The sequence below is a fragment of the Paenibacillus sp. JT22N12 genome (assembly GCF_056269365.1).
In genome coordinates this window covers 133,506-146,144 of sequence record NZ_JBWDNU010000016.1, presented here as the reverse complement: position 1 = coordinate 146,144, position 12,639 = coordinate 133,506, and the positions used below count along the sequence as shown (strand labels likewise).

General features: G+C 48.5%; 13 protein-coding genes, 2 tRNA genes and 1 rRNA gene. 13 read left to right on the top strand and 3 right to left on the bottom strand.

The annotated features are described in order from the left end of the window. The first annotated feature begins 144 nt into the window (after positions 1–144). The 12 genes from rrf to AC0YOA_RS33840 all read left to right on the top strand — a co-directional run bounded on the left by rrf (position 145) and on the right by AC0YOA_RS33840 (position 10,353). Positions 145–261: ribosomal RNA gene (gene rrf / locus AC0YOA_RS33895) — 5S ribosomal RNA — on the top strand. A gap of 201 nt (positions 262–462) precedes the next feature. Then, a complete protein-coding gene (locus AC0YOA_RS33890) occupies positions 463–1,710 on the top strand; it encodes a putative glycoside hydrolase (protein WP_475790335.1) in 1,248 nt (415 codons plus the stop codon). Positions 1,711–2,021: 311 nt separating this feature from the next. After that, positions 2,022–3,479, top strand: coding sequence for an IMP dehydrogenase (guaB, locus tag AC0YOA_RS33885; RefSeq protein ID WP_210046888.1), 1,458 nt, complete (start codon positions 2,022–2,024; stop codon positions 3,477–3,479). Positions 3,480–3,680: 201 nt separating this feature from the next. Continuing rightward, positions 3,681–4,979, top strand: coding sequence for a D-alanyl-D-alanine carboxypeptidase family protein (locus tag AC0YOA_RS33880; RefSeq protein WP_379113794.1), 1,299 nt, complete (start codon positions 3,681–3,683; stop codon positions 4,977–4,979). Positions 4,980–5,111: 132 nt separating this feature from the next. Beyond that, positions 5,112–5,993, top strand: coding sequence for a pyridoxal 5'-phosphate synthase lyase subunit PdxS (gene pdxS / locus AC0YOA_RS33875; RefSeq protein WP_210046887.1), 882 nt, complete (start codon positions 5,112–5,114; stop codon positions 5,991–5,993). Between the two features lie 35 nt (positions 5,994–6,028). Further along, complete coding sequence (gene pdxT, locus AC0YOA_RS33870) at positions 6,029–6,616, top strand: pyridoxal 5'-phosphate synthase glutaminase subunit PdxT (protein WP_475790334.1); 588 nt, start codon at positions 6,029–6,031, stop codon at positions 6,614–6,616. Positions 6,617–6,692: 76 nt separating this feature from the next. After that, entirely contained in the window at positions 6,693–7,976 is a 1,284-nt protein-coding gene (gene serS / locus AC0YOA_RS33865; RefSeq protein ID WP_475790333.1) for a serine--tRNA ligase, read from the top strand. Between the two features lie 87 nt (positions 7,977–8,063). Continuing rightward, a tRNA-Ser gene (locus tag AC0YOA_RS33860) sits at positions 8,064–8,152 on the top strand. Positions 8,153–8,329: 177 nt separating this feature from the next. Next, a complete protein-coding gene (locus AC0YOA_RS33855; RefSeq protein WP_475790332.1) occupies positions 8,330–8,677 on the top strand; it encodes a hypothetical protein in 348 nt (115 codons plus the stop codon). 41 nt (positions 8,678–8,718) lie between these two features. After that, the gene (locus AC0YOA_RS33850; RefSeq protein ID WP_210046883.1) at positions 8,719–8,895 is read left to right on the top strand and encodes a hypothetical protein; all 177 of its coding nucleotides are present in this window, start codon (positions 8,719–8,721) and stop codon (positions 8,893–8,895) included. A 27-nt stretch (positions 8,896–8,922) separates the two neighbouring features. Then, on the top strand, positions 8,923–9,066 hold the full coding sequence (locus AC0YOA_RS33845) for a small acid-soluble spore protein P (RefSeq protein WP_475790331.1): 144 nt from the start codon (positions 8,923–8,925) through the stop codon (positions 9,064–9,066). A 165-nt stretch (positions 9,067–9,231) separates the two neighbouring features. Continuing rightward, a complete protein-coding gene (locus tag AC0YOA_RS33840) occupies positions 9,232–10,353 on the top strand; it encodes a hypothetical protein (protein ID WP_475790330.1) in 1,122 nt (373 codons plus the stop codon). Positions 10,354–10,460: 107 nt separating this feature from the next. Here AC0YOA_RS33840 and AC0YOA_RS33835 read toward each other — a convergent pair whose 3' ends face one another. Next, on the bottom strand, positions 10,461–11,294 hold the full coding sequence (locus AC0YOA_RS33835; protein ID WP_475790329.1) for a helix-turn-helix domain-containing protein: 834 nt from the start codon (positions 11,292–11,294) through the stop codon (positions 10,461–10,463). A gap of 108 nt (positions 11,295–11,402) precedes the next feature. Next, positions 11,403–11,479 (bottom strand) — tRNA-Arg (locus AC0YOA_RS33830). A gap of 328 nt (positions 11,480–11,807) precedes the next feature. On the opposite strand from AC0YOA_RS33830, the gene AC0YOA_RS33825 reads away from it, so the two are divergent. After that, on the top strand, positions 11,808–12,005 hold the full coding sequence (locus AC0YOA_RS33825; RefSeq protein ID WP_210046879.1) for a Spo0E family sporulation regulatory protein-aspartic acid phosphatase: 198 nt from the start codon (positions 11,808–11,810) through the stop codon (positions 12,003–12,005). An 11-nt stretch (positions 12,006–12,016) separates the two neighbouring features. On the opposite strand, the gene tadA is transcribed toward AC0YOA_RS33825, so the two are convergent. Further along, on the bottom strand, positions 12,017–12,493 hold the full coding sequence (gene tadA, locus AC0YOA_RS33820; RefSeq protein ID WP_379113796.1) for a tRNA adenosine(34) deaminase TadA: 477 nt from the start codon (positions 12,491–12,493) through the stop codon (positions 12,017–12,019). Positions 12,494–12,639: the final 146 nt, after the last annotated feature.

Here is a 12,639-nt window from a genome sequence, read left to right as displayed (position 1 = left end):
TACACCGGAACAAGAGAAGTCTTGTTCCACCCGTCAGCCGAAGGGCTGAAGGAATCAAGCCGCTAAACGTTTCGCAAACGTTCGTATCCAGTTTTCAGGGTGTAACAACCCTTATGATGATCGGTCCATAGCCGAGCCATCCCGTTTGGTAGCAATGGCGAAGGGGAACCACGCGTACCCATCCCGAACACGACCGTTAAGCCCTTCAGCGCCGATGGTACTTGGACCGCAGGGTCCTGGGAGAGTAGGACGTTGCCAAGCACGAGAAGCCGACCGCAGTTCTGCGGTCGGTTTTTTGTTGTCTGCTGGTATCCTCCCTGAATGGTATTTCACCCGGTTTGTTCCTTGCCCTCCAGTGATCCCCACTTCTGGCTATAACTCCTTTACAACTCCATGTATCGGTATGCTCATACTACATAGGAGAGCAATGATTGAGGATGATGGGGGGTATTTATTATCATTATGACTATATGGGTTAAACGATGCTTGGTCTTGGTGCTATCAAGTTTAATGATATCAGGTTGTGCAGGATGCAGCACCAATCATCGAAGCGGCAAGTCATCGGCTGAAATATCGGAAAAGAACCAAGCACAACAAACAATCGACCAATCATCCAGCCGTTCATTATCTACTCACTCTCAATCCCAACGAAAAGAACCTCCTTCTCTCCCCACTGTCTTGAATGCTGACCATAAAGAGCAGATTAGAAAGCCAAGCGAACCCGTCAGAGGGATATATGTCTCCGGATGGGTCGCTGGCAGCCGGAAGTACATGGACCGCCTCATTCACCTGATAGATACGACGAACCTGAATGCCATGGTTATCGACGTGAAAAATGACTATGGCGAACTAACGTATCGTTCCAATATTCCGGAGGTACGTACAATGGGAGCCGCCTCTCATCCAGCCATCAAGGATATTCATGCTTTAATCAGCAGGCTGAAATCCAGGAATATTTACTGCATCGGCCGTATTGTTGTGTTCAATGATCCGTTATATGTGCGGAAGAAGCCACAGATGGCATTTCAAAAGAAAAACGGTGGTGTATGGCTTGATCGTCAAGGAAAGGCATGGATCGACCCTTATCAACCGGAACCCCGTTCTTATAACATCGCGATAGCAGAGGAGGCGGCCAGCCTCGGGTTTGACGAGATCCAGTTTGATTATGTCCGTTTCCCGGACAATGGAGCAAAAGTGGACACAGAAGTGCGGTATGCAGATATAAATGGCAGCAGCAAGGCTGAGGTTATTCAGTTATTTTTGCAGCAGGCCAAAGATCGTCTTCACTCTGCGGGAGTACGCATTTCGGCGGATGTATTCGGCTTGGTAACATCATCCAAGGATGATATGGGGATTGGACAGTCATGGCCGGCCATAGCGAGCGTAGTCGATGTTATCTCACCCATGACATACCCGTCCCATTATTCGCAGGGAATGTATGGAATAAGCAGCCCTGATCTCCAGCCCTATAAGGTTATTCGCAAGGCCATGGCGGATGCGATGCGGCGCAATAAAGCGTTGAATGCCACCCCCAAAAAACAGGCTGCACAAATCCGCCCTTGGCTCCAGGGCTTTACAGCCACCTGGGTACACCCGCATCAGCGTTATGGGGCGCATCAGATCAATAAACAAATTCAGGCTGCGAATGAGCAAGGTGTAAAAGAATTCCTGCTTTGGAGCTCCAATTGTAAATATGATTATCGTTCATGATTGGAGTATTAAGAGGGCATCGCGAATCCTTGACAGCCCCTAACCCCTCTGCTAATATTGCAATAATATAAGTGAGTCGAATCAATTCATTCACAATAAGAAGCCCGATTTTGAAATATAAGAAAGTATCGATTAGCTCCATACTTTAATTATATTTTTAAGGGAAGGAACATGGCATACCGCCGAAAAGGAATAAAGGCGAGCGTAAGATGAAATGACTTTTCGGCTCGTCTGCGTTAACAAATGTTTTCTTGCACAGCGGTGGCCGTTTCTTCCCTCTTTCGGAAACCATTTGAAGGAGGATCATATCAGTGTGGGAAAATAAATTCGCCAAAGAAGGATTAACCTTTGATGACGTTTTGCTTGTACCCCGTAAATCGGAAATTTTGCCTCGGGAGGTTGATGTTTCGGTCAGCCTGAGCGCCAACGTGAAGTTGAATATTCCGCTGATCAGTGCGGGCATGGATACAGTAACGGAATCGGCTCTGGCGATCGCTATGGCCCGTGAAGGCGGTATTGGAATTATCCATAAGAACATGTCCATCCAGCAGCAGGCCGAGGAGGTTGACCGGGTTAAGCGCTCGGAGAGCGGCGTTATCACGAACCCTTTCTCCTTGACGCCTGATCATCATGTATATGACGCTGAGGAATTGATGGGCAAATACCGGATATCCGGCGTTCCGATTGTAGATGAGAATCAGAAGCTGGTTGGTATTTTGACAAATCGCGATTTGCGCTTTATTCACGATTATTCGATGAAAATCAGTGAAGTGATGACCCATGAAGAATTGGTAACCGCTCCTGTAGGCACTACGCTGCAGCAGGCGGAAGGTCTGCTCCAGAAGCATAAGATTGAGAAGCTTCCGCTGGTTGACGATACCAATACCCTTAAGGGACTTATTACGATCAAGGATATTGAAAAGGCGATTCAATTCCCTAACGCTGCCAAGGATACACAAGGCAGGCTGCTCTGCGGAGCGGCCGTAGGCATAGCCAAGGACACACTGGAGCGCGCTGAGGCGCTTGTACAGTCCGGTGTGGATGTTCTTGTTGTGGACACAGCGCACGGACATCAGATCAATGTACTGGATATGGTGAGAAAGATTCGTGAGAAATATGAGAATCTTGTTATCGTAGCCGGCAACGTGGCGACGGGTGAAGGTACGCGCGATCTGATCGAAGCCGGAGCATCGGTCGTTAAAGTGGGCATGGGACCTGGCTCGATCTGTACAACACGGATTATCGCCGGTATCGGGGTTCCGCAAATTACAGCTATTTATGACTGTGCCAGTGTGGCACGTGAATATAATATTCCGATTATCGCCGATGGCGGTATCAAATACTCAGGTGATGTTACCAAAGCAATCGCTGCGGGTGCAAGTGCGATTATGATCGGCAGTTTGTTCGCCGGAACGGAAGAAAGCCCGGGCGAGTCCGAAATTTATCAGGGACGGCGCTTTAAGGTTTACCGGGGTATGGGTTCATTGGGGGCAATGAAAGAAGGCAGTAAGGACCGGTACTTCCAGGAGAATGAGAACAAGCTCGTGCCTGAAGGGATTGAGGGACGCGTAGCATACAAAGGACCGCTTGCCGATACGGTACATCAATTGATTGGCGGTTTGCGTTCGGGTATGGGGTACTGCGGAACGAAAAGCATCGAAGAGCTGAAGCATGACACACAATTCGTTCGCATCACCAATGCCGGTCTGCGCGAGAGCCATCCGCATGATGTTCAAATCACTAAAGAAGCACCAAACTATTCTCTGTAATCTATCATTAGAGTTATTTAATCATATTGTCAGCTTCGCTTGTTGTAAACCGTGATACGGATCGGATAGAATTCTAGATAGAAGGTTCGTGCCCAGGCAGGAAGATGGTGGGATCACCATTTTCCTGCCTCTCTTTTTTCATGCGCGTTCCATGTGGTACAATAATAGATAGATAATCTACTGGAAGAGGGAGAGAAGACGTTGGAACGGAATAAAAGACCGGTACGTCTCGTATCGGCGATATCCGCATTGTTAGTCGGCTTGCTTTTTACTACGATTATAGGTTCGACGTCGGCTTACGCCGCTGCTGCAAAAGATGCATTCACACCGAATTCACTTGGACTTGAGGTTCAATCGGCCATACTTATTGATGCGGATACCGGTCAAGTGCTTTATCAGGTAGCGCAGGATGAAGTACGCCCCCCTGCCAGTATGACGAAGATGATGTCGGAATATATCGTTTTGGAAGAAATCCAGCAGAAACGTATTAAATGGGACGACATTGTAACGGTAACGAAGGAAGCAGCTTCCACGCCTGCGGATGGATCTCAAATCTACTTGGCTGAAGGCGATAAGCATACGGTAAAAGACTTATATATTGCCATGGCAGTAGGTTCAGCCAATGACGCGACTGTCGCGCTGGCGGACCATATCGGCGGCGGTACCGAGCAGGGATTTGTTCAGAAAATGAATGATACCGCAAAATCGCTGGGGCTGAACTCCGCTCATTTTACAACCGCCACAGGACTGCTCGACACAACGGTGATTTCCGCAGCTGATCTGGCGAAGTTCGCAAGGCTTCTTCTGCAGAAGCACCCGGAATTCCTGGACTATTCTAAAATTCAATCCTATAAATTTCGTGAGCGCGACAAAGAGCCCATGATCAACTGGAACTGGATGCTGGGCAGCAATAAGGATGTGCCGTCCTTTAAGAAATTTGCCTATGAAGGTTTGGACGGAATGAAGACAGGCTACATCGGAGCAGCCGGCTATTGCTTTACGGGAACAGCCAAGCGCGGCGATTTGCGCCTGATTAGCGTTGTCATGGGAACAAGTACCAAGGAAGCCCGTTTTTATGAGACAGCAAAGCTGCTCGATTATGGCTTTAACAATTTTGAGAAGAAAACAGTAGTCGCTCCAAAAACAGTGGTAAAAGATGCGGAAACGGTCAAAATAAACAAAGGCGTTTCGAAAACTGCTCCTATCGTGACAGCGAACGATATCACATTCCTGGTCAAAAAGGGTGCAGCACCGCAGATTTCCGCTCCTAAAGTAACCTTGCAGACAGAAGATAAGCTGGTAGCTCCAATCAAGCAGGGACAGGTTGTCGGAACAGCTACCTATTCGTATAAGGATGCAGATACAGGGGAAACCATTGAAAAGAAGGTTGACCTCATTTCTTCCGAGAATGTGGATAAAGGAAGCTGGTGGCGCCTGATGTTCAGAGCGATCGGCACTTTCTTTGCCGGACTGTTTAATGGGATAGTGGACTTGTTCTAATTTAATCCAATACCAAGCATTTCACTATGGATTAAATGGTTGTCGATTTTGATTGGATCATGTAAAATAAATGGTTAGAGCTAACTCGGATATTCGAGGGATGAGAACATTATTTTAGGAGGACTTGGGAACATGGAAACAGGAACATCACGTGTAAAAAGAGGCATGGCAGAAATGCAAAAAGGCGGCGTCATCATGGACGTTATGAGCGCCGAGCAAGCCAAAATTGCTGAAGCGGCAGGAGCTACAGCGGTTATGGCCCTTGAGCGTGTGCCTTCCGATATTCGCGCCGCAGGCGGCGTTGCCCGCATGGCCGATCCAACGATTCTCGAAGAAGTTATGAAAGTCGTATCCATTCCGGTTATGGCCAAAGCCCGTATCGGACATTATGTAGAGGCGAGAGTGCTTGAAGCACTCGGCGCTGACTACATTGACGAGAGTGAAGTGCTTACGCCGGCAGACGAAGTGTTCCATATCGATAAACGCGACTTCACTGTTCCCTTCGTAAATGGCGCCAAGGACCTGGGAGAGGCGCTGCGCCGCATTCAGGAAGGTGCAGCTATGATGCGCACGAAGGGTGAGCCTGGAACGGGTAATATCGTTGAGGCGGTCCGTCATATGCGTATTATTACAGGTCAAATCCGTAAGGTGCAAAACCTTGCCAAGGATGAGCTGTATGCGGAAGCTAAAGTGCTGGGTGTGCCTTATGATCTGTTATTAGAGGTTCACGAGACCGGCAAGCTTCCGGTTGTAAACTTCGCGGCAGGCGGTATTGCAACTCCTTCCGATGCTGCACTCATGATGCATCTGGGTGCTGATGGCGTATTTGTAGGCTCGGGTATTTTCAAATCCGACAATCCGGAGAAATTTGCCCGTGCTATCGTAGAAGCAACAACCCATTTCACCGATTACAAGCTGATCGCGGAAGTGTCCAAGAATCTTGGCGCTCCGATGAAAGGCATTGAAATATCCAAGCTTGATCCAGCTCAGCGAATGCAGGATCGCGGACTGTAAGAGCAGCTAGCCGGTAAAGAAAGAAGGCATAACGAATGAAGATTGGCGTATTGGCGCTGCAGGGTGCTGTTGCTGAGCATATGCGAAGCATTCTGGCAGCTGGCGGTGAGCCTGTTGCGGTCAAGCAGTCCGGGCAGCTGGACGAGCTGGACGGTCTTATTATTCCTGGTGGAGAAAGTACTACGATCGGCAAACTGATGCGCAAGTATGATTTTATGGATGCTATTCGCAGCTTCTCAGATGCCGGCAAACCGATTTTCGGTACATGCGCAGGGCTTATTGTGCTGGCCGACCAGATAGAGGGTCAAGAAGAAGCGCATTTGCAGCTGATGAATATGACGGTGGCGCGCAATGCCTTCGGACGGCAGCGGGAAAGCTTCGAGACGGATCTAGCCGTTATCGGAATCGATGAGCCGGTAAGGGCCGTCTTCATCCGTGCGCCGCTTATTAAGGAAGTGGGCGAGGGTGTTGAAGTGCTGTCCACTTATAACGACGAGATCGTAACCGCAAGACAAGGGCATCTGCTAGTATCTTCCTACCACCCGGAACTTACGGATGATTATCGTCTGCACGCGTATTTTTTGGACATGGTTAAGGAAGCGGCTGCCGAGTCCGCGCGTTAGAAGAGCCGGAGACTGCGAATTCGCAGTCTCTTTGCCAATAGATACGAGTGTTTAATTAGAGAGGGGTTACCTTTTCGTGTTGGATGTTAAATTGCTAAGAAATGATTTTGGTAAAGTTGAACTGGCACTCAAAAAACGCGGGAAATCTGCCGAGCTCATCAGTGAATTCCCGATTCTGGACACCAAGTGGCGCGATCTGCTGCAGGAAAGCGAGCAGTTGAAAAGCCGCCGCAACACCGTCTCTCAGGAAGTGGCCAAGCTGAAGAAAAGCGGCGGCGACGCAGAAGCCCTTATTGTGGAAATGCGCGAGGTCGGGGACCGGATTAAAGTGCTCGATGAGGAAGTGCGTGTAGTCGAAGCGGAAATTGCCGAGCTGACGCTGGCTATCCCGAATATTCCGCATGAAAGCGTGCCTGTTGGTTCTTCTGAGGCAGATAATGTGGAGATTCGCCGTGTCGGTGAAGTGACGGAGCTGCAGTTTGAGCCAAAAGCCCATTGGGAGCTTGCTCAGGAGCTCGGTATTCTTGACTTTGAGGCCGCCGGCAAGGTAACAGGCTCGCGGTTCGTGTTTTACCGCGGACTGGGTGCCCGTCTGGAGCGTGCGCTTATCAACTTTATGATGGATTTGCACAGTGACAAGCATGGTTATGAAGAGTTGCTTCCACCTTACATCGTAAATCGGGATAGTCTGGTTGGGACCGGTCAGCTGCCAAAGTTTGAAGAGGATCTCTTTAAGCTTGCAAATACCGAGTATTATTTGATTCCGACGGCGGAGGTACCGGTAACCAATATTCACCGCGACGAAATCTTGTCAGCTGATGATCTGCCCAAAAATTTTGTCGCCTACAGCGCATGCTTTCGTTCGGAAGCCGGCGCTGCCGGCCGCGATACCCGCGGACTTATCCGCCAACATCAATTCAATAAGGTGGAGCTGGTAAAGCTGTGCAAGCCGGAGGAGTCGCATGCGGAGCTCGAATCGCTGACTCTAAACGCGGAGACTGTGCTTCAGCTGTTAGAACTGCCCTATCGAGTCCTGACGCTCTGTACGGGCGATATGGGCTTCTCATCGGCCAAGACCTATGATATCGAGGTCTGGCTGCCAAGCGGCGGTACATACCGGGAAATTTCCTCCTGCTCCAACTTCGAGGACTTCCAGGCCCGCAGAGCCAACATCCGTTTTCGCCGCGATTCCAAGAGCAAGCCGGAATTTGTGCATACCCTTAACGGCTCCGGACTTGCTATCGGCCGAACGGTCGCCGCGATTCTGGAGAATTATCAGCAGGCTGACGGCTCGATTATCATTCCACAAATCCTTCGTCCTTATATGGGGGGATTAGAGGTAATCGGCGTACGTACCTGATCTGTTGCCACAGGTCAAAATTGGTGTTGCATATCCATTTTGGCCTGTGGTACAATATATCTTGTGGCCAAAAGCCACATCTTATCTGGAGAGGTACCGAAGCGGTCATAACGGGGCGGTCTTGAAAACCGTTAGGGCGCAAGTCCACGTGGGTTCGAATCCCACCCTCTCCGCCAACTATAAGAAACCAACGTCCGGGCATTTTGCCCGGGCGTTTTTTGATTTCTCTGATATGCCAAATTTCATAAGAAGATAACGGGTTCCGATTTTTTCTTTGTGTCCGCTTCTACACTGGAGGGACTGCATAAAAACCGCCCCATGTCGGCATATTATCCGCATGGAGGTGGTAAGGGATGAGTAAACAAGATGAGCTTCAGATGGATCAGCAGCAGTTGGTTGATGCCTGGCAGCGCACGCTTCCGGAATATGTGAATGAGGCGGATCGCGTGTCTGTTTTGGCAGATGAGGCTGATGCACAGACACTGCGTATTACGTTGGATACCGCAGGCCATCAAATGTACAGCTTTGACTTTAAAGCGACCTATGTGGACAGCCGTGAAATCAAGGTCACGTTGATTGATGTGGAAAAAGACGGCCGCTCGGTTGACGAGAGAACGCCGATCATCCAGCAGCTTATAGAAGATTACACCCGTCATATTCATGAATGCGCCCAGGCGCTTCACGTACTGACGAATGTATAGATAGACGATTGGACAGCTACTGAAGGGGAGGCTACACCGCTATGACTAAAAATAAAGGCAGCGCCGATAAAAACTTGAGCAATGTTGTAGAGGCGCTTGATATCAATCCCGTTAACAGCCATCATGCCCAGCAGCTTCAGCAGGACAAGAACGATCGCCGCCATCAGGATGCGCTCAATCATGATGAGCCGACCGATTTGAAGCATCCGCGCAGCTAGAAACCAGCAAGAAAGGAGGGCAAAGCGATGAGCAAGCCAGACAGTACTCCGGTCCCTAATCCTTATGACCATCAGGAGAAGCCAAAAACTCGCAATCAACAAGAGCCATTGTCGGGCTCCAAGAAGGTGAAGCAGCTCAATCATACCCGTCATCACAATCCTCAAGGCTGATAAGCTAAAGATTTGGTAAATAATGATTATAGCCCTTTTTTTCCGGTTAATTAACCGGGAAGCAGGGGCTTTTTTTATATGCCTGAAAACAGACAATAGTCTTTTCGAACTGGCAATTATGGTTTAGAATGAGAGTTGCGTTAGAAAATGGAGGGGAAATCCGAGATGAAGAGAATCAAAACCGGATTCATTGTTTTACTGGCTGTCATGATGGTTGTCGTGGCAGGCTGCAGCAAGGGGAAGCCGCCTAAAGAAGCTGTTACATCGGCATTGACCAACATGCAGGAAGCCAAATCCATGAGCTTCAAAGGAACCTTTGGCATTGACAACGTTACGCTGCCGGACAGTGCCGCAATGGACAGTACAAATGCTGCCGTGGCATCAGGAGTCGTTAATTTTCTTAAAGGCGCTACGATTAATATGAATGGTGTCATTCAGACGGACCCGCAGCACGCCGAGTTCACACTGGATATGGCGCTTGGCAGTGAAGATATGAAATTCAATCTGAAAATTCCGATTATCGTGACGGATGAAAAGGTATGGGTTAAAGTGCCAACTATCCCGGGCTTCCCCATTCCCGAAACGATCGCCGGGAAATTTGTCGAGATTGATGTGAAGAAGCTCGCTGAAGAGCAGGGCGGAGCTGCCATGCCGGATGCGGCAACCATACAAAAAATGAGTCAAGACATGATGAAAACAACCCTTGATAATTTTGATGAAAAGACCTATTTCAGCGAGCCCAAAGCCGGAGATATCAAGTGGCTACCGGAGGACTATAAAGCTGACCAATTTGTCCGCTTTTCGATTAATCCGCAAAACTTTGAGACAGCGATCACCACTGTAATTGAAAAAGTTGCACCCCAGATCATCGATCTTATTCTTAACAATGAAGCGTATATGAAAACACTCCAGACCAGCAAGGAAGATCTGGAGCGGGCCAAAGCGGAATTGGAAGGCAAGGAAGAAGGCGAAGTGAAGGATGCGATCGCTGAGGTCAAGAAATCCCTTAAGGTCAATGAATTCACGTTGACAAGCGGTATCAAAGACAATTATCTGACGTATCAGGATATGACGATGAATATGGACTTTATTGATGAGACCGATACAACCAAGCTCGCGGCTCATATGTTTATGACGTATGCGGATATCAACAAGGACGTGACATTCGAGTACGGAATCCCGACAGATGCGATTCCTGTGGAACAGCTTCAGGAACTGCTGGTCCCGCAAGGATTGGGCGATATGTCTGGCATAGAAGAGCTGCCGGATTCCACGAAGGGACTTTGAGTTGATTTTGCGCATTGCCATGCAATAATTTAAAAGTGCGTTCTTCGAGCCCGAGCTCAAGAGCGCACTTTTTGATTATTTAGACGAGTTATGAAACCGTACCCTGCTTATTGTTTGCTGATTTGGCGGTAGCCGGAGGGTGTGAAGCCGCTATGCTCCTTAAACAGGCGGGAGAAATAAAATAAGGTCATCCCTACACGCTCTGCCACTTCGGAGACAGGCATGTCCGTAGTAGACAGCCATTGTTTGGCTTTGTCGACACGCATGGCGTTGAGATATTGAATGGGAGAACTCCCGGTGAACTGTTTAAATACCTGGATGAAATAATTGGGATGGTAATGAACCAGCTTGGCCAATTCGTCGATTGTCAGCTGTTCTTCAAACCGCTGCTCCATGTAAGAGATCGCGGTATGGATTTTATCAACGACAGCAGAGCTCCGATTGAGCTTGATTTCCCCGATTTGCTCGATGAAGCAAGCCATGATCTCCATAATCAGCGAATTGACACGAAAGCTCGCGGCGATCGTATCACGCTGGATATATTGCTTCAGCGAGGCGAAAAGAAAGATCCAATGCTTCCAGCGCTCTTCGTCGTCGACAGTGAGAATATATGGAGTTTCCATAATATCGAACAATCTCAAATCTCCCAAAGTAGCGGTGAAATGACACCAGTACTTTCCGTAGGTTTCATCGCTGATGGTGGAATAGCTTTGGCGTACGCCTGCAGGCATCAGTACCACCTGTCCCTTGACGGGATAATACTCCTCGTCCTTGATACGAATGAGACCTACACCCTCCTGGATCAAATAAAAACGGTTAAAGGTGGGAACATGATCGAATTCCTGCCAGGAACGCTGTACTTTGGTATATTCTGCGGTCCATACCCGGAAGCGGGCAGAAGCCAGAAGTTCTTCCCACAAGCGGCTGTTTTCATCCGGCATAAAGGTTGTACTCTCCCTTTTTGGGCATATATTTAGACATATCCTGAAAAAATAATTGCCCTGCTTCGATGGCAGAGATCGAGGCAAGGCAAGAGGCTTCTGGTAAAATGGCGCGCCCGATACGATTCGAACGTACGACCTGCAGTTTAGGAAACTGTCGCTCTATCCTGCTGAGCTACGGGCGCGCGGCAACATTTATAATATCACGTTTCCTTTAGGCCGTGCAAGCCTTAACGAGGAACAGTGAGAAGCAAACGCGGGGAAACAGTTAAACAGCGGTAAACGTTGGAGTAAGAACAAGATACTAAAATTTCTTGATCCTCCACAAATAATCCTGACAATCAAACGATTTTTATCGAAAGAAGCGGGTTCCTGTTGTTTTGTGTCGAAATATTCCCTAAAATACTGTCGAATCCTCGACATGTTTTTACAAAATCCTGTAATCGATAGGGGTATAATTAACTTGTTACTGTTTGTAACCCAAGAGGTGATAGGAGCGATTAGCAAGGAGTCATGAACGACAAAAAAAAGCTGCTCGACGAGTTGCACGTTCTTCGCATCAGACTATTGGAGGCTGCGGAGACGCGCGGAAGTTTAACCGACCCAGAAGTTCTTGCTATCAGTGAAGCAGCCGATCAGCTTATTGTCACCCTACAATATATCCAGAAAAGAGAGTTAAACCGGCAGAGGCATCCTACTCCTTTATCATAGCAAATCATCATCTACAACCGCCCTCTTAATCGACGAAAAAATTGCGTGAGCAAAGCTGAGCATTCTTCCTGCAATAGTCCGCTGACAAGCTGGGTCTCATGATTGAACCGCGGTTCCTGCAATAAATTCATTAATGTACCCGCACAACCCGCTTTAGGGTCTGCTGTGCCGTACACGACTTTTTTTACACGACTTTGGATAAGGGCTCCCGCACACATCGGACAAGGCTCCAGGGTGACATACAGGGTGCAATCCAGCAGACGCCAGGCGCCAAGCTTGCGGCTGGCCTCACGTATGGCAATGATTTCGGCATGCGCGGTGGGGTCCATAGAGGTCTCACGTAAATTATGTCCTCTACCGATGACTTCATCGCCATGTACGATTACCGCCCCGATGGGAACCTCCCCGAGCCGTTCGGCTTTCAATGCTTCTTCAATTGCTTCCTGCATCCATTGCCGGTCTTTGTCCTGAAAATAAAAGTTATCCATAGAACGTCTCCTCCATCTACTCGACATATTGTGCCACGAACAGATATTCGTTGTTAACAGCATGTGTATAGAATTGTGTATAACCGATCCGTTATGCACAGATTTATACACATTACCGAAATTAATTTGTGGATTTGGGGATAAAA

Bases quoted from the DNA above. Each gene is read 5' to 3' on its own strand.
- AC0YOA_RS33890 (WP_475790335.1), top strand. From the start codon at position 463: ATGACTATATGGGTTAAACGATGCTTGGTCTTGGTGCTATCAAGTTTA.
- pdxS (WP_210046887.1), top strand. From the start codon at position 5,112: ATGGAAACAGGAACATCACGTGTAAAAAGAGGCATGGCAGAAATGCAA.
- pdxT (WP_475790334.1), top strand. From the start codon at position 6,029: ATGAAGATTGGCGTATTGGCGCTGCAGGGTGCTGTTGCTGAGCATATG.
- AC0YOA_RS33855 (WP_475790332.1), top strand. From the start codon at position 8,330: ATGAGTAAACAAGATGAGCTTCAGATGGATCAGCAGCAGTTGGTTGAT.
- AC0YOA_RS33850 (WP_210046883.1), top strand. From the start codon at position 8,719: ATGACTAAAAATAAAGGCAGCGCCGATAAAAACTTGAGCAATGTTGTA.
- AC0YOA_RS33845 (WP_475790331.1), top strand. From the start codon at position 8,923: ATGAGCAAGCCAGACAGTACTCCGGTCCCTAATCCTTATGACCATCAG.
- AC0YOA_RS33840 (WP_475790330.1), top strand. From the start codon at position 9,232: ATGAAGAGAATCAAAACCGGATTCATTGTTTTACTGGCTGTCATGATG.
- AC0YOA_RS33835 (WP_475790329.1), bottom strand. From the start codon at position 11,294: ATGCCGGATGAAAACAGCCGCTTGTGGGAAGAACTTCTGGCTTCTGCC.
- AC0YOA_RS33825 (WP_210046879.1), top strand. From the start codon at position 11,808: ATGAACGACAAAAAAAAGCTGCTCGACGAGTTGCACGTTCTTCGCATC.
- tadA (WP_379113796.1), bottom strand. From the start codon at position 12,493: ATGGATAACTTTTATTTTCAGGACAAAGACCGGCAATGGATGCAGGAA.